This is a genomic window from Methylobacterium sp. E-005 (assembly GCF_022829725.1).
Taxonomy (GTDB): domain Bacteria; phylum Pseudomonadota; class Alphaproteobacteria; order Rhizobiales; family Beijerinckiaceae; genus Methylobacterium.
Map to the genome: position 1 here is coordinate 1 of NZ_JAKSYG010000193.1, position 18,565 is coordinate 18,565.

Sequence of the window (18,565 nt, forward strand, 5' to 3'; positions counted from 1 at the left end):
AGAAATGGCTGCAGCCACCGATCCAGATCCTCATGCCATCCGCCAGCACCGGACATCGCGCGCACCCAAGCCCATGGCCGTGGCATGCGAATCCGCGAAAACCTCCCGCGTTCCTTCAATCTGCCAAAGTAGTGCTAGACGGAGGAACCAAATCTGGCTCGGACGCGGTATCGGCGGGTCGCCGTCGAGCTGACGGGTGCGGGGTGCGTCTGAGGCCGTCGGCTGCGGCCCTGGCCGCGCCAGCGCCGCCCCCTGACGATGCGTTCGCTGCGGAGTGGACAATCCTCTCGATCGGCAATGCGCGTCGACACGGTCCGGCGCGGATCGCGCCTGAAACGGCGCTCCAGCACGTCAAAGGGCCACAATTCGCCCTCGCCGGAGAGTCCGGCCGCCGCACCTCCGGGGTTCGAGACGGGCGCGGCGGCTGCGTGCTGCTAGCGTCGTTCGACCGCCAGACGCGCCGTCGTTCCCTGTGGCATGCCATTCTGCACGATGGGCATCACTCAGGCGGTTGGAGGCTCTCGATGCGGCGACGCGATGTACTGGCTGGCGTCACCGCCTCCCTCGTCGCGGCACCGTGCCGCGTGCGCGCGCAGGCCGCCACGACCCTCAAGTTCGTCCCTTACGCCGACCTCGCCCTGCTCGACCCGCTGGTCAGCGCCTTCGTGACCCGCAACCACGTGATGATGGTGTTCGATACCCTCTACGCCCTCGACGCCGCCGGCATGCCCCGGCCGCAGATGGTCGGGGGTGAGAGCGTCGAGGATGGCGGGCGGCGCGTGCGCCTGACCCTGCGCGACGGGTTGAAGTTCCACGACGGCGCCCCCGTTCTCGGGCGGGATGTGGTCGCCAGCCTCAAGCGATGGGCGACCACCGATTCCTTCGGCCAGGCGCTGATGGCGGCCACCGACGAACTCTCGGCGCCCTCTGACAAGGTGGTCGAGTTCCGCCTCAAGCACGCGTTCCCGCTGCTGCCGAACGCCCTGGCCAAGCCGACGAACCTGATGGCGGCCATCATGCCGGAGCGGCTGGCCGCGACACCGCCCACGACCCGACTGACCGAGATGGTCGGCTCGGGCCCGTTCCGCTTCATCGCCAACGAGCGCGTACCCGGTGCGCGCAACGTGTACCAGCGCTTTGAGGGCTACGTGCCGCGAACCGACGGGCCGCCGAGCTTCTGCGCCGGTCCCCGCATCGCCCATTTCGACCGCGTCGAGTGGCTGACGAACCCGGATCCCGGCACGCAGGTCGCAGCCCTCCAGGCTGGCGAGGTCGATTGGGTCGAGCAACCGCTCATGGATCTCGTGCCGAGCCTGCGCTCCAACCGGGCGATCAAGCTTCAGGTCGTAGAGGACAAGGGCCTGATCGGCGTGCTGCGCTTCAACTTCCTCTATCCCCCCTTCGACAACCCGGCGATCCGGCGCGCCGTGCTCCGCGCCGTCAATCAGACCGAGTTCATGCAGGCGGTCGCGGGCGACAACGCTGCCGTGGATACCCGGGTCGGCGTGTTCGGACCCGCCGGCCTGCCCATGGCCAACGATGCCGGGATGGAGGCCCTGAGCGGGACGCACGACCTCACCACGCTCAAGCGCGACATCGCCGCAGCCGGCTACAAGGGCGAACGCGTCGTGTTCCTGACGGCGACGGACGTCCCGCGCATCAACGCGATCTGCAGCGTCGGCGTCGCCATGATGCGCCAGCTCGGCCTGAACGTCGACGAAATCGCCACCGACTGGGGCACCGTGGTGCAGCGCGCCACCGGCCAGCAGCCGATCGACAAGGGCGGCTGGAGCGTGTTCGGCTCGTTCTGGGGCGGCTACGACATGATGAGCCCGGCGGGTCATCTGCTGCTGCGCGGCACCGGGCTGAAGGGTTGGAATGGCTGGCCCACGGACGCGCAACTTGAGCAGCAGCGGCAATCGTGGATCGACACGGCAGATCAAGCTCAGCGGCTCGATATCGCGCGGCAGATGCAGATCCAGGCTTTCGAAGACGTCCCGTTCCTGCCCCTGGGGTCCTACCTCCAGCCCACGGCCTATCGGGCCGACTTGGACGGGATGCAGGTTGGTTTGCCGCTGTTCACGAACATCCGGCGGATGTGATCCCGATCTCCCAACACCGGAGCGCGCGCCACCGTCGAACCTTCCCGTGTCGCTTCATCGTCGGTCGGGTTTGTTGACTGACGTGCCATATCTAAAGCGGCGCGAAAATTGCCCGGGATGCTTCACCCGCTGCCGTGCCGTATTGGCCCGGCCGCGATGTCCGTTCCCGGGCCGCCCGAACGTGCGGCTTCCCCATCTGGCTGGAGGACCGTCGTGTCGCGCAAGTCCTGGCTGATCCTGTCGACGATCCTGCTCTTCGGTTCACAGGCCGCCGGGGCTGAAGAGCTCACCGGTACGCTGAAGAAGGTGAAGGACAGTGGCGAGATCGCCATCGGCTATCGGGATGCGTCGATCCCGTTTTCCTATCTCGACGGCGATCAGAAGCCGGTCGGGTTCGCGATGGACATCTGTTACGCAATCACGGACGCGGTCAGAGCGGCGCTCAAGCTCCCGAGGCTGGCGGTCAAGCTGGTTCCCGTGACCGCCTCCACGCGGATTCCGCTGATGGCCAACGGCACGATCGACCTCGAATGCGGCTCGACCACGAACAACGCGGATCGCCAGAAGCAAGTCTGGTTCACGAACACCCATTTCCTCACCGCGACGCGGTTCGCATCGAAGAGATCGGCGCAGATCGACAAGATCGACGATCTGAAAGGTAAGACCGTCGTGTCGATCCCGGGGTCGACGAACATCGTCCAGGCCCTTGAGATCAACACCGCACGAAACCTCGGGATGACAATTCTGCAGGCCAAGGACCACGGCGAGGCATGGTTGATGGTCGAGAACGGCCGCGCCGCCGCCTACGTCATGGACGACGTGCTGCTCGCCTCATTGATCGCGTCCTCGAAGGAGCCGGGCGCCTACAGGATCTCGTCGGACGCCCTGTCGCGTCCCGAACCCTACGGGATCATGGTGCGCAAGGACGATCCGGCGTTCAAGGCGGTGGCCGATGCCGCCACCGCCAAGCTGTACACCAGCCCAGGGGGCAAGGCGCTCTACGACAAATGGTTCACCAAGCCGATCCCGCCGCGCGGGATCAATCTCAACTTTCCGATGAATGCGACCATGAGCAAGACTCTGGCGCATCCGAACGATAGCCCGGACCCGGCGCTGTACTGAGGCGCCCAGCCGCAACAAGCGCTTCTACCCGAGCGCCCCGCCGGGACACCGATCGGTGGCCCATGCCGCTTGGCGGAGGGAGGCCGAGCGTCAGAGGGTGATCCCGGGCCGGACGGCGTGGGCGGCGTGTCGGCCGGGGAGGCGGTCGCCCTGGCCGAACAGCTCGCGCCGGAGCGATCCGGGCGCGGAGGCGGTCTTGTACAGGCCCCGATCCTGAAGCGCGGGGATCACAAGGTCGACGAAGTCCGAACCGCTTTCCGGCACGACGATCCAGCTGAGGGGCGCCAGCAGCACCCGCGTCACCGGGTGCTCCGGTGCGCCGAACACGCGCCAGACCGGCCCCGCCTCGGCGACCCGGCCGGCCTCCACCACCACGTCGGTGCAGATCTCGCGGATCACGCTCATCTCCTGGGTGGTCAGGATGATGGTCAGGCCCAGCCGCCGGTTGATGTCCCGCAGCGGGTTCAGGATCGATAGGGTGGGTTCTGGGTCCAGCGCCGAGGTCGCCGCGTCGCAGAGCAGGATTTCGGGGTCGCTCACCAGGGCGCGGGCGATGCCGACGCGCTGCTTCCGGCCGCCCGACAGGCGGGATGGATAGGTGTCTGCCTTGTCCTCCAGGCCGACGAGGCGCGGCGAACAGCCCGCGCCGCGGATCGAACGCGCGGGCGGCGAAGCGCACCCCCAAGGCGGCCTCCTCCGAGCGGAGGAACGGCATGTGCTGGGAGACATTGGCGTTCCCGCAGCGATGCGTTCGTCCGGGGATCGCCCAAGATCTCGATGATCTTCCGCGGCCCGTCGGCGACGAACTCACGGATCTCCGCATGCCGTACCGACGAGGCCACGACCCGCAACGGCGCCGTTGCAGCGCGGGCCGGTCGGAGGCTCAGGGCGTCGGACAGGACGACACGACGGGTGGATCCAGGTACGGCGCGCGCTTTTCAAGTCAACTTGAAAATGAAGGATGGTATTCGTATCTCGAAGTAACTTCTCCGAAGCAAGAGTATCGATCAGAAAATTTCGTCTTGTTTGGAAAGACGCATTTTCGGGTCTGGCATTCGGAGGACCTCGACGTCCCTCTGGCGCAAAGCCGCGTGCAACCCCGGCGGCGTGATGTCGGCCATCGCCCTGTCCGCTACGGGAAAAACCGGTTCTCGGGACGGGGCAGCCCGAGATGATCCCTGAGCGTCGCCCCCGCGTAATCGCGGCGGAACAGGCCGCGGCGCTGCAATTCCGGCACGAGACGGTCGACCACGTCGTCGAGCCCCTCCGGCACGAAGGGGAACATCACGTTGAAGCCGTCGCAGGCACGGGTCTCCAGCCATTCCTCCATCCGGTCGGCGACCTGGGCGGGCGTGCCGACCATCTGCAGCCCGCCATAACCGCCGACCTTGCGCGCCAGTTCGCGGACCGTCGCGCCGGTGCGGCGGGCGTCGTCGACGATCTGCGCCTGTCCGCTCCTGCTGGCGTTGGTCTCGGGAATCTCCGGCAGCGGCGCGTCGAGATCGAAGCCGGTGGCGTCGACGCCGAGGCGCACCGACAGGTTGGCAAGCCCGCTGTCGGGATGGACGAGGTCGTCGAGGCGGGTCTTCTTGGCCCGGGCCTCGTCTTCGGTCTCGCCCAGGAAAACGAGGCAGCCCGGCAGGATCTTCAGGTGATCGGGATCGCGCCCGGCCGCCGGCATCCGGCCCTTCACGTCGGCGTAGAAGGCCTGCGCCGCCTCAAGCGTGGAGCCCGAGCCGAACACCATCTCGGCGGTCTCGGCGGCGATCTGCTTGCCCGCCTCCGAGGCGCCGGCCTGCACGATGACCGGCCAGCCCTGCACCGGACGGGCGATGTTGAGCGGGCCCTTCACCTTCAGGAACGCGCCCCGGTGATCGAGCACGTGCATCTTCTCCGGATCGAAGAACAGCCCGCTCTCGGGATCCATCGTGAAGGCGTCGTCCGCGAAGGAATCCCACAGACCGGTCACCACGTCGAAAAACTCACGGGCCCGGGCGTAGCGGGTGGCGTGATCGACATGGGCGTCCCGGCCGAAATTATGGGCCTCGTCCGGGTTCCCGGAGGTGACGAGGTTCCAGCCGGCGCGGCCCTTCGAGAGGTGGTCGAGGGACGAGAACTTGCGGGCGATATGGTAGGGCTCGTTGTAGGTGGTCGAGGCCGTGGCGATCAGGCCGATCCGCTCGGTGAGCACGGCGAGCGCCGGCAGCAGGGTTAGCGGATCGAACGACGTGACGGTGGCCGAGCGGCGCAAAGCCGCTGGCGGCATGTTCATCACCGCCAAGTGGTCGGCCATGAAGAAGGCGTCGAACTTCGCCGCCTCGAGCCGCCGGGCGAAATGCGCCAGGTGCTCGACGTTAAAGTTCGCGTCCGGGTAGCCGCCCGGATAGCGCCACCACCCGGTATGGATCCCCACCGGGCGCATGAAGGCGCCGAGATGCAGCTGACGGTCCCGGCTCATCGTTGCCGTCTCCGATATTCTACGGATGCTTGTGGATCGGATCGACCCAGTAGACCGTCTCGGGCGCCTCGGCGGCCGCGACGTCGGGCAGGTTGACGACCACCGCCTCATTGTCGGAGCGCACCAGCACGCAGTGCAGCGGCTCGTCGGTCGAGGCATTGATCTCCTGATGGGGCACGAAGGGCGGCACGAAGATGAAGTCGCCGGGGCCGGCTTCCGCGACGTATTCGAGCCTGTCGCCCCAGCGCATCCGCGCCCGGCCGGAGACCACGTAGATCACGCTCTCCAAGTCGCCGTGATGGTGAACGCCGGTCTTGGCGTCGGGCTGGATCGCCACCGTGCCGGCCCAGATCTTCTGGGCACCGACCCGGGCGGCGTTGATCGCCGCCTGCCGGAACATGCCGGGCGTCTGCGCGGTGTTGGGATCGAGCCGGTCGCCCGGGATCACCCGCACCCCATCGTGCTTCCAGCGCTCGGAGGCTCCGTGGTCGTGCGCGTGATCATGCCCATCATCGTGCGCGTGGGTATGATGGTCGTCGCCGTCGTGGTGCATACCGGATCCTCCGCGGCCATCATCGCACAGCTGTCACGACATGCGAGAGGCCGGGTCGGTGGCTTGTGCACGGGAGCCTTCCCAACGGCCCCGCGCCCGCCGTCCCGCCGCGTTCGATGACCCGCGCCGCGATCGTCCGCCGGACCGCGATCCGGTCCGAGCTGCCCGTGTGCGCCCTACCCGCGTCACCGTGACAACCCCGCGATCGTGCGTCTCCATGGCGAGACCGTGGGTATCCTCGATCAATAGACTTGACCGGACGCGCCTTTCCTGAGCTCTGCCGAATACGCCGTCTCTGCTGGGCGATGCACACCAAGGTCTTGTCCATGTCCGCAACCCGCCGAGTCCTCCTGGCCGCCGGCCTCGCCCTGGCGGCCCTGACGGGACCGCTCGGGCGGGGGGCCTTCGCCGAGGATCCCAAGGAGATCCGCCTGGATTGGGCGACCTACAATCCGGTCGGCCTGCTCCTGAAGGAGAGGGGGTTTCTGGAGGAGGCCCTGGCGCCGAAGGGCATCAAGGTCCGCTGGGTCCAGTCGCTCGGCTCCAACAAGGCGCTCGAATTCCTGAACGCGGGCGCCATCGATATCGGCTCGGCGGCGGGCGCGGCTTCCCTCGTGGCGCGGATTAACGGCAATCCGATCCGGGCAATTTACACGTTCTCGCGCCCGGAATGGACGGCCCTCGTCACCCGCAAGGACACGGGCATCGCCAAGCCCGCCGACCTGAAGGGGAAGCGCGTCGCTGTCACCCGGGGCACCGACCCGCACATCTTCCTGATCCGCGCGCTCCAGGGGGCCGGCCTCACCGAGAAGGACGCCAAGCTCGTCCTGCTCCAGCATTCGGATGGGCGCACGGCCCTCGACCGGGGGGATGTCGATGCCTGGGCGGGGCTCGACCCGATGATGGCGGCGGCCGAGATCGAGAACGGCGACGTGTTGTTCTACCGCGACGCGGCGGCCAACACCTGGGGCCTGCTCGACGTGCGCGAGGATTTTGCGCAGGCCCATCCCGATCTCGTCCGTGCGGTGATCGCGGCCTACGAGCGCGCCCGTGTCTACGCGCTGGCCAACCCGAAGGCCCTCGGCGCGGCCCTGGTGGCCGCCACCAAGCTGCCCGAGCCGGTGATCGCCCGCCAACTGGAGCGCACCGACCTGACACAGCCGACGATCGGACCAGCCCAGGCCGAGGCGATCAAGGCGGCCGGCCTCGCCCTCCAGCAGGCCGGCGTGATCCCGGCCGGCACGGATGTGGCGGCCGCGACCGACGGCCTGCTCGACGCGCGCTTCAATCCCCTCGCCGCGCGCTGAGGCGGCGATGCCGTCGTTGCGACAGGGCGGTCAGGCCGGTCTTGCGCTCGCCCTCGCGCTCGCGCTTCCCCTGGCCCTCGCCGCCGGCTGGGAGATGGCGGTCGATACCGGGGCCGCCTCCGGGCGTCTCCTGCCGCCGCCGAGCCGGATCGGCGCCACGCTCTGGGAGCTCGCCGCGTCGGGCGACCTCCTAGTCCATGTCGAGGCGACGCTGATCCGGGTCGGCCTCGGCTTCCTGTTCGGCGCCGCGGCCGGAATCCTGATGGGCACCGCGGTCGCGATGCTGCCGCTCGTGCGCCGGATCTGCGATCCGAGCCTGCAGGCGCTGCGCGCGGTGCCGTCCCTCGCCTGGGTCCCGCTCTTCATCCTCTGGTTCGGCATCCTGGAGACGCCAAAAATCCTGCTGATCGCCGTGGGGGTGTTCTTCCCCGTCTATGTCGGGGTGTCCGGGGCAATCGCCTCGGTCGATCGCAAGCTCGTCGAGGTCGGGCGGATCTACCGCCTGTCGCGCGGCGCCATGGCCCGCCGGATCCTGCTGCCCGCGATCCTGCCGGCGACGCTGGTCGGGCTGCGCACCGGCCTCGGCCTCGGGTTCCTGTTCGTGGTGGCGGCCGAGCTGATGGGGGCCTCCGAGGGGCTGGGCTACCTGCTGGTCGACGGTCAGCAGCTCGGCAAGCCCGACCAGATCCTGGCGGCGATCATCGCCTTCGCGCTGGCCGGAAAGCTGGCCGATACGCTCTTCGTCGTGCTGACGCGGCCCTTGACGCGCTGGCAGGATACGGTGCGGGAGAGCCTGTGAAGGCCGGGCCGTGCCCTGGAACCCCGTCCGCGTCAGAGGTCCCCGTGCTCACCGTCGATGCCCTCTCGAAGACCTACGCGGACGGCACGCAGGCCCTTTCAGGGATCGGCCTGTCGGTGGCGCCCGGCGAGATCGTCGCGCTGATCGGCGGGTCCGGCTGCGGCAAGACGACGTTGCTACGGCTGATCGCGGGGCTGGATCGGGCCAGCGACGGCACCGTCACGGTCGACGGCGAGACGGTCCGCGAGCCCCATCCCCGGATCGGTGTCGTGTTCCAGGAGCCCCGGCTGCTGCCGTGGCTGAGCGTCGCCGACAATGTCGGCTTCGGCCTTGCCGGGCTCGCCCGGTCCGAATACCGCGCGCGGGTCGGCCGGGCCCTGGAGCGGGTGGGTCTCGCCGAGCATGGGGGCCGCTGGCCCCGGGAGCTGTCGGGCGGCCAGCAGCAGCGCGTCGCCATCGCCCGGGCCTTCGTCCCGCAGCCGCGCGTGCTGCTCCTCGACGAACCGTTCTCGGCGCTCGATGCCTTCACGCGCCGGGGCCTGCACGCGCAGCTGCTCGATCTCTGGGCGGAATCGAAGCCCACGATCCTGATCGTCACGCACGACGTGGGCGAGGCCGTGACGCTGGCCGACCGGGTGGTGGTGATGCGGCCGCGGCCGGGCCGGCTCGACGAGACCGTCGCGATCCGGCTGCCCCGGCCCCGCGATCCCGTCTCGGCGCGCTACGAGGAGGCGGTGCGCCGGGTCATGGCCGCCCTCGACCGGTCCCTGCATCCCCCCGTCGCGCGCCGCGACCCGGCCGCCGAGGTGCGGGCCGGCTGGTGGTAGGGTTCCGCCGGAAACACGTCCTCGGGGTGACAGGCGGCTCTACGCGCTGCGCAGACCCGCGTCGGCCCGCCTACAGCACTCGGCAGAATCCCTGCCGGGTCGCGTGGGCAAGCCAGCGTTCCCCCGCTCAGGCCGGCACGCGCGTCCCGTCCCAGGCGAAGACGCCGCCGGTGTCCTTGGCGTCGAGGGCGCCGAGCACGCGCAGGAGATGCGCCGCGCTCGCCTCGGGCTGCAGGATGCCCTCGGCCTTCGGGTCCGGCCGGAACGGGCGCGACAGGTTGGAGGCGACCGTGCCCGGATGCAGGCCGACCACGAGGGCGTCGGGCCGGATGCGGGCCACCTCGATGGAGAGGGTCCGCAGGATCTGGTTCAACGCCGCCTTCGAGGCGCGGTAGGCGTACCAGCCGCCGAGCCGATTGTCCTCGATCGATCCGACCCGGGCCGACAAGGCCGCGAACACGCAGCGTCCCTGCCGCGCCAGCAACGGCACGAAATGCTTGGCGACGAGGGCGGGGCCGATCGTGTTGACCGCGAAGACGGCGGCCATCGTGGCGGGATCGAGCGCCCGGAACGTCTTCTCGGGTGAGACGCCATCCTGATGCAGGATGCCGGTGGCGACGATGATCAGCCCGACCGGTCCGGCCGCGCCGACCGTGGCCGCGGCGGCCGCGATCGACGCCTCGTCGCCGAGGTCGATCGCCTGGGTGCGGACGCCCGGCGGGGCCGGCGGCTGCGCGCGGGAGAGCGCGAAGATCGGCGCGTAGGTTTCGTCGGCCGCGAGCCGGGAGACCAGCGCTTGGCCGATGCCGCCGGACGCGCCGATCACGACCGCGCTGGTCGGGTTTGCTGTCACGGCGTCGGCACCCGGGCGGGCTTCGCGGCCACACTCCCGGCCGTGCGCGTCAGGGCGGCCTCGACGGCGGCCCGGAAGCTGCTGACCGGGACCGCGATCGAGGTGCCGTTCGACGAACCGGCCACGAGGATGCCGACGATCCCGGGCTCGCCGTCGCGCAGGATCAGCGCCGACCCGGATTCCCCCGGCACGACGCGGCAGAAATGGTCGAGCAGCGGCAGGGCGGAGGGTTCGTACCGGGCCTGGCAGCCGCGCTCCACGCTGATGATCTGGTTCGCGTAGGATTTGTAGCCCGCGTGGACGATGCCGGTCAGCGTGGTCGCCCGGGTCGCCGGGCCGAGGGCTGCGCTGAGGCCCAGCGGCTTGAGGGGGATCGGCTCGGCCAGCTCGACGACGGCCCAGTCGCGGCTGAGATCCTCACGGCTCGTCCCGAACCGGTAGGCGTCCGGCTTCGTGTAGGCTTTCGCGATCGAATGCGCGGTGTAGCGTCCCTGCTCGTACCCGGCGACGAAGTGAATGTTGGCCGCATCGACCCAACGCTGCCGTGCGCCGTCCCAGAGACAATGCGCGGCGGTGAGGGCGTGGCGCGGTCCGACGAGCGTCGCCGTGCAGTATTTCCGGCTCCCGGGCCCCGTGACGACGTTCAACTTGCCGACCGCGCTCAAGGGCCAGGTTCGGGGATCGAGATCAGGGGTCGGTGCCTGCGGCAGCGGCGGGACCATGGATTGCGCCTGCGCGGCCGCCATCGCGACGAGGCTGAGCGCCACGCAGGTCGAGCTTCCGTAAACCAGGCGCATCCGGGATCCGTTCGACTATCCCGACAGGATGACTAGAGTGTCTCCGCCGACATAGGGGACCACCATCGGAGTGTCCAAACCCGGTTCGGCGTCCGGACGTTTTCGGTTCTCCCGTGCGACCTGGATACGGGGCCCGGTCGGCATGTTCCGCGGGCATCGGCGTCCAGCGCGAGCCCGGATCGCCGGCACCGCCGCGCGGAACCGCACGACGCGTCTCTTGAGGCGCAACGTCAGGTCGAGGATGTCGATCCGCAGCAGGCTACCGGCTCGGCGCCCGCTCGTTCAGCTGCGGATCAGCTTCGAGACCACGGCGAGGAGTTGCTCGGGCTTGAACGGCTTCGTGATCCAGCCGGTCGCGCCGGCCGATCTGGCCTGCTGCTTCACGCCTTCGTCCGACTCGGTGCTCAGGAACAGGATCGGCACGCCCGCGCAGGACGGGACTTGCCGAAGCTGCCGGATCATCTCGATTCCGTTCATCACCGGCATGTTGAGATCGGTGATCACGAGGTTGACCGGCTCGGCCTTGGCCTTGGCGAGCCCCTCCGCGCCGTCGCCGGCCTCGACCACCGTATGGCCGGCTGGTCCCAGGACGACCTTGATCATCTGGCGGATGCTGGGCGAGTCGTCGACCGTGAGAACGGTTGCCATGGCGTAATCCAAATCTGCGCGTCAGAGGGCGGGCATGGCCGGGGCGGATGGGTCGAGACCCGCCCGGCGGAAGGCGACGTCGAGACCTCCGGTCCGATTCGTCAACGCGAGGGTCGCGCCGCGACGGGCGGCCGACCGCCCGGCCGCCAGCACGAGCTGGAGGAAGGCCATGTCGGCCCGCTCGACGGCGGCACAATCCAGCGTGAGCGCCGATCCCGCGTCGAGGGCGGCGAGCATTTCGCCGCGGAGCGACTGGACCGAACGAAGATCACACTGCGCTGGCATTCTGAGTGTTCGGGATTCGGACATGACGCCTCGGACGGATGGGCTTGCGCGGATCGACCCGCGGATCGGCCGTTGCCGATCACTTCAGAAGCGAGATCTCTTAAATTTTTGCGCCATCCGCAGGCATCGGTCAAACAAATTCGATTCTTAACGCTTCATCCAACCCAAAACGATGTCGCAATGTATTGAAATATCGATATAAATACTATAAACGCCGGCAAATTCATTTTTATTGGTATTGATAGTTTGCTGAAATTCCGCGGAATATGCATCGAAGTCTATCTTATTCGAATATTGGTATTTAAGACCGAAGCAAAAAACAGCATCGTAACTTAGATACGTCGCGGCTCTGAGCATAAATTTTTAACAGGCTTTGGAGGAAAGAGATTGCCGTCCAAGTCGCCGCGCCGAGCACTTGGGATGAGATGCAGAACGATGGTATGCCGCCGTCGGTTGCTCGGGCGGAGCTCAAGGAATACACGCGGATGTCCTTCCGGGATCGCGCGCATCACAACCAGTATGAGACCGAGTCCGTGGATGCGGAGCCGGAGCGCCGATCGACGGATCGGCAGGACGCGCGGTCATCCCCGGGTGCGCCCGCCGGGCAGCACGGTTTGGCCGACTTGCTTCACGTCTGGCTCGACCTGTCCGACCGGCAGCGGGCCTTGCTCGATGCCCTGATCGACGAACTCGGGATCGTCTCGACGGATATCGAGACCCATGTCGACGGACTATCGGAGCGGTTTCAGCGAATCGCGGACACGACCCGCGGTCAGGCCGGGATCGTGCAGGGTCTGGCGAGCGCGATCCAGTCGGTGCGGATCGGCGGGTCCGAACAGCCCCTGGCGGAGGTCGCGGCCGGCCTCGGCGGCATCCTGTCCTCGCTGATCGGCAAGATCGCCCTGCTGTCCTCCCGGGGGACGACCCTGACGGACTCGCTGGGCGCCGTGCTCAGCGAACTCGGCTCCATCGACGGCAGCGTGGCGCAGATCGAGACGATCAACCGCCAGACCAACCTCCTGGCGCTCAACGCCAAGATCGAGGCGGCCCGCGCCGGGGAGGCCGGGCGGGCCTTCGCGGTGGTGGCCGACGAGGTGCGTGCGCTCGCCGGCTCCATCAATGCGCTCTCGGGGGTGATCAAGGGGCAGATCGGCTCGATCGCGACCGGTCTGCGCAGCAGCCACGGCCTGCTGCACGACATCGCGACGATCGACATGTCGGAGGAGAGCCAGAACGCCGATGCCCGGGTGCGCCTCGTCATGGAGGCTCTGGTCGATCAGAACCGGCGCTTCGCCGAGGTTCTGTCGCAGACCGTCCGGACCACGGAGGCCATCGCCGGGGACGTTTCCGGGGCGATCGTCACCATGCAGTTCCAGGATCTCGCCAAGCAGCGCCTGCAGAACCTGCAGGGCCTGCTGCGCGCCACGGAGGCTCGCCTGCGCCATCAGTCCGCCGAGACCGGTGCGGTGGTCGGCCCCTCAGGGTGCGCTGCGGCCGAGTCCGCCTGGATCGCGGAGGCGATCACGGCCTGCACCCTGGGCGAGGTCCGGGACCGGATGTCCCAGCGCCTGCTCGGGGCGCCGGCGCCAGCGCGGTCCGATTCGGCCGTCACCGATCCCCTCGCCGGAGTCGATCTGTTCTGAGCCGCGCGCATGCGTCGCCGGGCGCTGTGTGAAAGCCGGCCGAAATCAAGCGCTGACCGGATATTCCGGGCTCGCAGGGCCGAGAGAAATGCAGTTCAGGACGGCAATAGTTCTTGTCGCCCAGAAAGAACGTTAGTTACTCAAGGCTGTTCCTGCCGCTGTTCAGGCTTTGATGTTTTTCTAGTTGTCTACGTTATCAGCTAAACTCATACAGATTTGACGTTCTGGTATGTAAAATTTCGTGGACACGAACTTTTGATAAGCGTACGTGAACAATTCTAAGCTATGAATTGACCGGTCGGTCAAAAGACTCGGGTCATAAAAGTGCAGCGCATCGCGGTATTCTCGATCGCCTGCATGGTTTGAGCCCGCGGAGAAGCGATCGAATGATCGTCCCGCCGAGATCGATGTCGCTGTATTTGGATCTTCTTGACCATGACGACGCTTGATCCTCGAGAGGTGTTTCTGGCGGAAGCCAATGAGCTTCTCGATCGCCTGGAAACCACGCTGCTCGATCTGGGCGACCGGCCGGACGACACGACGCTGATCGATACGGCCTTCCGGGCGCTGCACACGATCAAGGGCTCCGGCGCGATGTTCGGTTTCGACCGGGTCGCCGCCTTCACGCACGATTTCGAGACGGCCTTCGACCTCGTCCGGCGCGGCGCGATCGCGCCGAGTGTCGAACTCGTCAACGTCGCCCTGTCGGCGAAGGACTACATCCGCACGCTGATCGAGGATCCCGATCCCGACACCGCGGTGATCGGGGACGCGATCCTGGCGGAGCTGGACCGGCTCGTGGGCGGTGGGCCGGCACAGGCGGCCGCGCCGGCCGCGGCGCCCACCTCCGAGGCGGCACCGGCCGGCTGGCAGATCGGGATCCGCTTCGACCCCGGGATCCTGCACAACGGCACCAACCCGCTGGCGCTGCTGGACGAGCTGCGCGAACTCGGCGCCTGCACGGTCGTGCCCCGCCTCGCGGACCTCCCGGGGCTCGAGGATCTCGATCCGGAGAGTCTGCATATCGGCTGGGACGTCACCCTGGTCGGCCCCGTCGACCGGGCGGCGATCGAGGACGTGTTCCTGTTCGTGCAGGACGCCATGGACCTCACCCTCGCGCCCCTCACGCCCGGGCTGCCGGTCGCGGTGCCCGGGCCGGTTCCGCCGGTCGAAGGTCCGGTCGTGCCGGCCGCCGAGGCCAGGGTGGTCGCCGTGCCGGTCGCCCCGGTCGCGGAGCGGGATGCCCCCGCCCGCAGCCCGTCCGAGCGCCGTCCCGGGCCGCCGCGGGCTGCCAGCACCATGCGGGTCGAGGCGGAGCGGCTCGACGAGCTGATGGACCGGGTCGGCGAGTTGGTCATCGCCCAGGCGCGGCTCAGTCAGCTGGCCGGCCTGCACGCCGATGCCGGGATCAAGACCATCGCGGAGGAGATCGAGCGCCTGTCGGCGCGGCTGCGCGACACCACGATGGGCATCCGGATGGTGCCGATCGGCACGCTGTTCAGCCGCTTCCGGCGCCTCGTCCACGACCTCTCGCGCGACCTCGGCAAGCCCGTCACCTTCGTCACCGAGGGTGAGGAGACCGAGCTCGACAAGACCGTGATCGAGCGGCTCGCCGACCCGCTCGTGCACCTGATCCGCAACGCGATCGATCACGGCGTCGAGGCGCCCGAGCGCCGCGCCGCCTCCGGCAAGTCCGCGACCGGGCGGATCGCGCTGACGGCCGAGCATGCGGGCGCCCAGGTCCTGGTGACCGTGCGCGACGACGGTGCCGGCCTCGACGTGGCCCGCATCCGCGCCAAGGCCGAGGAGCGGGGACTCGTCCAGCCCGGCACGCCGCTCACCGACCAGCAGGTCTACCAGTTCCTGTTCGCCCCCGGCTTCTCCACCGCGCAGGCGATCTCGGCGCTCTCGGGCCGTGGGGTCGGCATGGACGTGGTCAAGAAGACCATCGAGGCCCTGCGCGGCTCCATCGACATCACCGCCGAGCCCGGCGCCGGCACGGCTATGGTGCTGCGCCTGCCGCTGACGCTGGCGATCATCGAGGGGCTGCTGATCCGGGTCGGCGACGCCCGTTACGTCCTGCCCCTGGCGGCGGTGGAGGAGTGCATCGAGCTGCCGCCGGACCGGGGGCAGGGCTGCGGCCGGGACTTCCTCGACATCCGCGGCGACCTCGTGCCGTTCCTGCGACTGCGCGACCTGTTCGACGCGGCGGGTGAGCCCGACCCGCACCAGAAGGTCATCATCGTCGCGGTGGGGGAGGCCCGGATCGGGCTGGTGGCCGACCAGATCCTCGGCAACCACCAGACGGTGATCAAGTCGCTGTCGAAGCTTCAAGCCGACGCCGCGACCTTCTCGGGCGCCACGATCCTCGGTGACGGAACGGCGGCGCTCATCATCGACCCCGCCCAGATCGCGGCGGGCGGGCACGCGGCCGGCCAGCCGGACGGGCCGCGCGAATACCGGGAGGTGGCATGATGACCGACTTCGTCGAAGCCGGCCAGGCGGACGGCACCCTGCAGGTGGTGATGCTGGGCATCGGCACCGAGACCTTCGCGCTCGATGCCGGGATGGTGCGCGAGATCATCGATCCGATCCCGACCACGCGGGTGGCCGGAGCACGGCCCCATCTCGCCCATATCGTGAACGTCCGCGGCAACGTCGTGCCGCTCGCCGATATCCGCACGCGTTTCGGCATGCCGGTGACAGCCGCGACGCCCGACACCCGCTTCGTGGTGATCGAACTCGATCTCGACGGCGACGCGACCCTGGTGGCGCTCGTAGCCGACCGGGTCTTCGAGGTGACAGCAATCGCCATGGAGAACCGCCAGCCTGTTCCGGTGATCGGCACGGCATGGCGGCCTGAATACATAAATTCAATTGTCAAATACAGGGATGATTTCGTGATCATCCCGGACATGTTGCAGATCTTGAACTAAGAACTAGGACGACCACGATGCGCATCTCGATCAAGGCCAAGCTGGCCGGCGGTTTCGGTGTCATTCTCCTCCTGACCGGATTGGCCGGCGGCGTCGGGTATCAGCGGCTGCTCGCCGCCGACGAGGCCATGCGCTTCGTCGTCGGGCGCTCCGAACTGCAGAGCCACGTCCTGTCGGCCAAGGCCACGGCGATCCGGGCCGTCTCCAACACGCGCGCCACGATCAACAGCGCCAGCGACGAACAGCTTGCGATCCACGCCCGGCGCGCCTCGGAATACCAGGCCGATGCAATAACGGAACTCGGCAAGGCTAAGCTCCAGGTGACGTCCGACGAAGGCCAGCAACTCTTCGCCGTCGCGCTCGACAAGCTCGACAAGCAGCAGGCGCTCGGCAACCGAATCGTCGAGCTGACACACCTCAACGCCGCGGCCCGGACCTGGGCCCAGCTCGATGCCGCCGGCCGTCCGGCGATGATCGCCCTGCGCGCCGAACTGGAGGGGATCGCCGACAAGGCCGCCACCCCGGCGGGTGGCAATCTCTTCAGGGCCGTGTCGGCCTTCCACATCCAGCTCGAACGGACCTGGGGCCAGATGCAGGCGGCCGCCGCAGCGGGCACGCAGGACGCGCTCGCGAGCCGGGTGGACGCCGTGAAACGGAGCCGTGCTGAACTCGCGAAGCGCCTGGACACGCTGACCCGCGCCGCCAACGGGGTAGCCCTCGACGGCCTCCAGAGGACATTCAATGTCTGGAGTGCTGTGATCGACAAGACTCTCGCCCTGGTGGAGACCGGCGCTGCGGTGAAGGCCGTGGCCCTGGCGTCGGGCGAGTACTCGACCGCCACCACCGAGGGGGCTCGGGCGCTCGACGCGCTGCGCGATTACCAGGAACAGCGCAAGATCGAGGCCGTCGATCAGGCGAGGGCTGCCTCCCGCGACGGGCAGACGATCCTGCTCGGCACGGTCGCCGGCGCGTTCCTCGTCGGCCTCATTATCGCCGGCTGGCTCGCCCTCTCCATCGCGTGCAACCTTGGCCGGGCGGTGTCCCTCGCCGAAGCCGTGGCGGTCGGCGATCTCGACCAGACGATTACGGCGACGTCCGACGACGAGATCGGCGACCTGGTGGCGGCCATGAACCGGATGACCGCCAACCTCAACGCCACCGCGGCTTTGGCCGATGCGATTGCGCAGGGCGACCTGACCGTCGCGGCCAAGCCGCTCTCCGACAAGGACAGGATGGGGCTCTCCCTGCAGACGATGCTGGAGAAGCTGCGGGCGGTGGTGGCCGAGGCCAGTGCGGCGGCCAGCAACGTGTCGACGGGCTCGGAGGAGCTGTCCTCCTCGGCCGAGCAGCTGTCGCAGGGCTCGACCGAGCAGGCCGCGTCGACGGAACAAGCCTCGTCCTCCATGGAGGAAATGGCCGCCAACGTGAAGCAGAACGCCGAGAATGCCGGCCAGACCGAGGCGATCGCCCTGCAATCGGCCCAGGATGCCGAGGCGAGCGGCGCCGCGGTGGGCCGCGCGGTCGATGCGATGCAGACGATCGCGCAGAAGATCACGATCGTCCAGGAGATCGCCCGCCAGACCGACCTCCTGGCGCTCAACGCGGCGGTGGAAGCCGCGCGTGCCGGCGAGCACGGGCGGGGCTTCGCGGTGGTGGCCTCCGAGGTGAGGAAGCTCGCCGAGCGCAGCCAAGCGGCGGCGGCCGAGATCGGGACGCTGTCGGCCGACACCGTCAAGGCGGCGCAGCAGGCGGGCGAGATGCTGGGGCGGCTGGTGCCCGACATCAATAAGACCGCCAGCCTGGTCGAGGAGATCTCGGCGGCGTGCCGGGAGCAGGATATCGGTGCAAGCCAGATCAACCAGGCGATCCAGCAGCTCGACAAGGTGACCCCGCAGAACGCGGACGCCTCCGAGCAGGTCTCGGCGACCTCAGACGAACTGGCCGCCCAGGCGGAGAAGCTGCAGGCGACGATGGCCTATTTCCGGACCGACCGGCGGGCTGCGGTGGTTCCCACGACCTGGGCGGGCACGCCGATCACCAACGGATTGGTCGCCAAGGACGCGGCCGCCAAGGTCACGAATCCGAAGGCGAGCACGCGCGTGACCAAGACATCGGGCTTCGCGCTCGACATGGGCGAAGGGTCAACCCGAGACGCCCGCGATGCCGAGTTCGTCCGCGCCGCCTGACGGGACATCACCAGAGGGAGAGCAACCGGCGGTCTCGGCCGCCGCACGA

15 protein-coding genes and 1 pseudogene are annotated in these 18,565 nt (G+C 68.5%); 9 read left to right on the forward strand and 7 right to left on the reverse strand.

The features are described from left to right. The first annotated feature begins 524 nt into the window (after nucleotides 1-524). Together MKK88_RS21775 and MKK88_RS21780 are read left to right on the forward strand one after the other, a co-directional pair. The gene (locus MKK88_RS21775; protein WP_244003406.1) at nucleotides 525-2,102 is read left to right on the forward strand and encodes an ABC transporter substrate-binding protein; all 1,578 of its coding nucleotides are present in this window, start codon (nucleotides 525-527) and stop codon (nucleotides 2,100-2,102) included. 237 nt (nucleotides 2,103-2,339) lie between these two features. Then, nucleotides 2,340-3,224: an amino acid ABC transporter substrate-binding protein gene (locus tag MKK88_RS21780; protein WP_409566693.1), complete on the forward strand. Its 885-nt coding sequence runs from the start codon at nucleotides 2,340-2,342 to the stop codon at nucleotides 3,222-3,224. A gap of 276 nt (nucleotides 3,225-3,500) precedes the next feature. Here the strand turns inward: MKK88_RS21780 and MKK88_RS21785 are convergent. The 3 genes and pseudogenes from MKK88_RS21785 to MKK88_RS21795 all read right to left on the reverse strand — a co-directional run. Further along, a pseudogene (locus MKK88_RS21785) lies at nucleotides 3,501-3,854 on the reverse strand (ATP-binding cassette domain-containing protein); the annotation flags it as partial. A gap of 502 nt (nucleotides 3,855-4,356) precedes the next feature. After that, nucleotides 4,357-5,682 carry an LLM class flavin-dependent oxidoreductase gene (locus MKK88_RS21790; protein WP_244003408.1) on the reverse strand — a complete coding sequence of 442 codons (1,326 nt, stop codon included), beginning with the start codon at nucleotides 5,680-5,682 and terminating at the stop codon, nucleotides 4,357-4,359. 19 nt (nucleotides 5,683-5,701) lie between these two features. After that, complete coding sequence (locus MKK88_RS21795; RefSeq protein ID WP_244003410.1) at nucleotides 5,702-6,235, reverse strand: cupin domain-containing protein; 534 nt, start codon at nucleotides 6,233-6,235, stop codon at nucleotides 5,702-5,704. Nucleotides 6,236-6,561: 326 nt separating this feature from the next. Between MKK88_RS21795 and MKK88_RS21800 the strand changes: the two genes are divergently transcribed. Genes MKK88_RS21800 through MKK88_RS21810 form a run of 3 tightly spaced genes read left to right on the forward strand, consistent with a single transcriptional unit; the run spans nucleotide 6,562 to nucleotide 9,168 of the window. Then, nucleotides 6,562-7,542, forward strand: a complete 981-nt coding sequence (locus MKK88_RS21800) for an aliphatic sulfonate ABC transporter substrate-binding protein (protein WP_244003412.1) — start codon at nucleotides 6,562-6,564, stop codon at nucleotides 7,540-7,542. 7 nt (nucleotides 7,543-7,549) lie between these two features. Further along, nucleotides 7,550-8,341: an ABC transporter permease gene (locus MKK88_RS21805; protein WP_244003414.1), complete on the forward strand. Its 792-nt coding sequence runs from the start codon at nucleotides 7,550-7,552 to the stop codon at nucleotides 8,339-8,341. A gap of 44 nt (nucleotides 8,342-8,385) precedes the next feature. Then, complete coding sequence (locus MKK88_RS21810) at nucleotides 8,386-9,168, forward strand: ABC transporter ATP-binding protein (protein WP_244003416.1); 783 nt, start codon at nucleotides 8,386-8,388, stop codon at nucleotides 9,166-9,168. Nucleotides 9,169-9,295: 127 nt separating this feature from the next. Here the strand turns inward: MKK88_RS21810 and MKK88_RS21815 are convergent, their stop codons facing one another. The 4 genes from MKK88_RS21815 to MKK88_RS21830 all read right to left on the reverse strand — a co-directional run bounded on the left by MKK88_RS21815 (nucleotide 9,296) and on the right by MKK88_RS21830 (nucleotide 11,751). After that, nucleotides 9,296-10,021, reverse strand: coding sequence for an SDR family NAD(P)-dependent oxidoreductase (locus tag MKK88_RS21815; protein WP_244003418.1), 726 nt, complete (start codon nucleotides 10,019-10,021; stop codon nucleotides 9,296-9,298). Continuing rightward, nucleotides 10,018-10,818: a trypsin-like serine peptidase gene (locus tag MKK88_RS21820; protein ID WP_244003420.1), complete on the reverse strand. Its 801-nt coding sequence runs from the start codon at nucleotides 10,816-10,818 to the stop codon at nucleotides 10,018-10,020. The genes MKK88_RS21815 and MKK88_RS21820 overlap by 4 nt, the downstream gene beginning before the upstream one ends. A gap of 282 nt (nucleotides 10,819-11,100) precedes the next feature. Beyond that, nucleotides 11,101-11,466 carry a response regulator gene (locus MKK88_RS21825; protein ID WP_244003422.1) on the reverse strand — a complete coding sequence of 122 codons (366 nt, stop codon included), beginning with the start codon at nucleotides 11,464-11,466 and terminating at the stop codon, nucleotides 11,101-11,103. A 21-nt stretch (nucleotides 11,467-11,487) separates the two neighbouring features. After that, the gene (locus tag MKK88_RS21830; RefSeq protein ID WP_244003423.1) at nucleotides 11,488-11,751 is read right to left on the reverse strand and encodes a lipid asymmetry maintenance protein MlaB; all 264 of its coding nucleotides are present in this window, start codon (nucleotides 11,749-11,751) and stop codon (nucleotides 11,488-11,490) included. 485 nt (nucleotides 11,752-12,236) lie between these two features. Between MKK88_RS21830 and MKK88_RS21835 the strand changes: the two genes are divergently transcribed. The 4 genes from MKK88_RS21835 (at nucleotide 12,237) to MKK88_RS21850 (ending at nucleotide 18,516) form a co-directional block, all read left to right on the forward strand. Beyond that, the gene (locus MKK88_RS21835) at nucleotides 12,237-13,394 is read left to right on the forward strand and encodes a methyl-accepting chemotaxis protein (RefSeq protein WP_244003425.1); all 1,158 of its coding nucleotides are present in this window, start codon (nucleotides 12,237-12,239) and stop codon (nucleotides 13,392-13,394) included. A gap of 435 nt (nucleotides 13,395-13,829) precedes the next feature. Beyond that, nucleotides 13,830-15,869: a chemotaxis protein CheA gene (locus MKK88_RS21840; RefSeq protein ID WP_244003427.1), complete on the forward strand. Its 2,040-nt coding sequence runs from the start codon at nucleotides 13,830-13,832 to the stop codon at nucleotides 15,867-15,869. Further along, nucleotides 15,866-16,330: a chemotaxis protein CheW gene (locus MKK88_RS21845; protein ID WP_409566692.1), complete on the forward strand. Its 465-nt coding sequence runs from the start codon at nucleotides 15,866-15,868 to the stop codon at nucleotides 16,328-16,330. Before MKK88_RS21840 ends, MKK88_RS21845 begins: the two co-directional genes overlap by 4 nt. 17 nt (nucleotides 16,331-16,347) lie before the next feature. Next, a complete protein-coding gene (locus MKK88_RS21850) occupies nucleotides 16,348-18,516 on the forward strand; it encodes a methyl-accepting chemotaxis protein (RefSeq protein ID WP_244003429.1) in 2,169 nt (722 codons plus the stop codon). Nucleotides 18,517-18,565: the final 49 nt, after the last annotated feature.

Coding starts and splice junctions, on each gene's coding strand:
- MKK88_RS21845 (WP_409566692.1), top strand. CDS start 15,866: ATGATGACCGACTTCGTCGAAGCCGGCCAGGCGGACGGCACCCTGCAG.
- MKK88_RS21795 (WP_244003410.1), bottom strand. CDS start 6,235: ATGCACCACGACGGCGACGACCATCATACCCACGCGCACGATGATGGG.
- MKK88_RS21775 (WP_244003406.1), top strand. CDS start 525: ATGCGGCGACGCGATGTACTGGCTGGCGTCACCGCCTCCCTCGTCGCG.
- MKK88_RS21840 (WP_244003427.1), top strand. CDS start 13,830: ATGACGACGCTTGATCCTCGAGAGGTGTTTCTGGCGGAAGCCAATGAG.
- MKK88_RS21830 (WP_244003423.1), bottom strand. CDS start 11,751: ATGCCAGCGCAGTGTGATCTTCGTTCGGTCCAGTCGCTCCGCGGCGAA.
- MKK88_RS21800 (WP_244003412.1), top strand. CDS start 6,562: ATGTCCGCAACCCGCCGAGTCCTCCTGGCCGCCGGCCTCGCCCTGGCG.
- MKK88_RS21825 (WP_244003422.1), bottom strand. CDS start 11,466: ATGGCAACCGTTCTCACGGTCGACGACTCGCCCAGCATCCGCCAGATG.
- MKK88_RS21835 (WP_244003425.1), top strand. CDS start 12,237: ATGTCCTTCCGGGATCGCGCGCATCACAACCAGTATGAGACCGAGTCC.
- MKK88_RS21805 (WP_244003414.1), top strand. CDS start 7,550: ATGCCGTCGTTGCGACAGGGCGGTCAGGCCGGTCTTGCGCTCGCCCTC.
- MKK88_RS21850 (WP_244003429.1), top strand. CDS start 16,348: ATGCGCATCTCGATCAAGGCCAAGCTGGCCGGCGGTTTCGGTGTCATT.
- MKK88_RS21820 (WP_244003420.1), bottom strand. CDS start 10,818: ATGCGCCTGGTTTACGGAAGCTCGACCTGCGTGGCGCTCAGCCTCGTC.
- MKK88_RS21790 (WP_244003408.1), bottom strand. CDS start 5,682: ATGAGCCGGGACCGTCAGCTGCATCTCGGCGCCTTCATGCGCCCGGTG.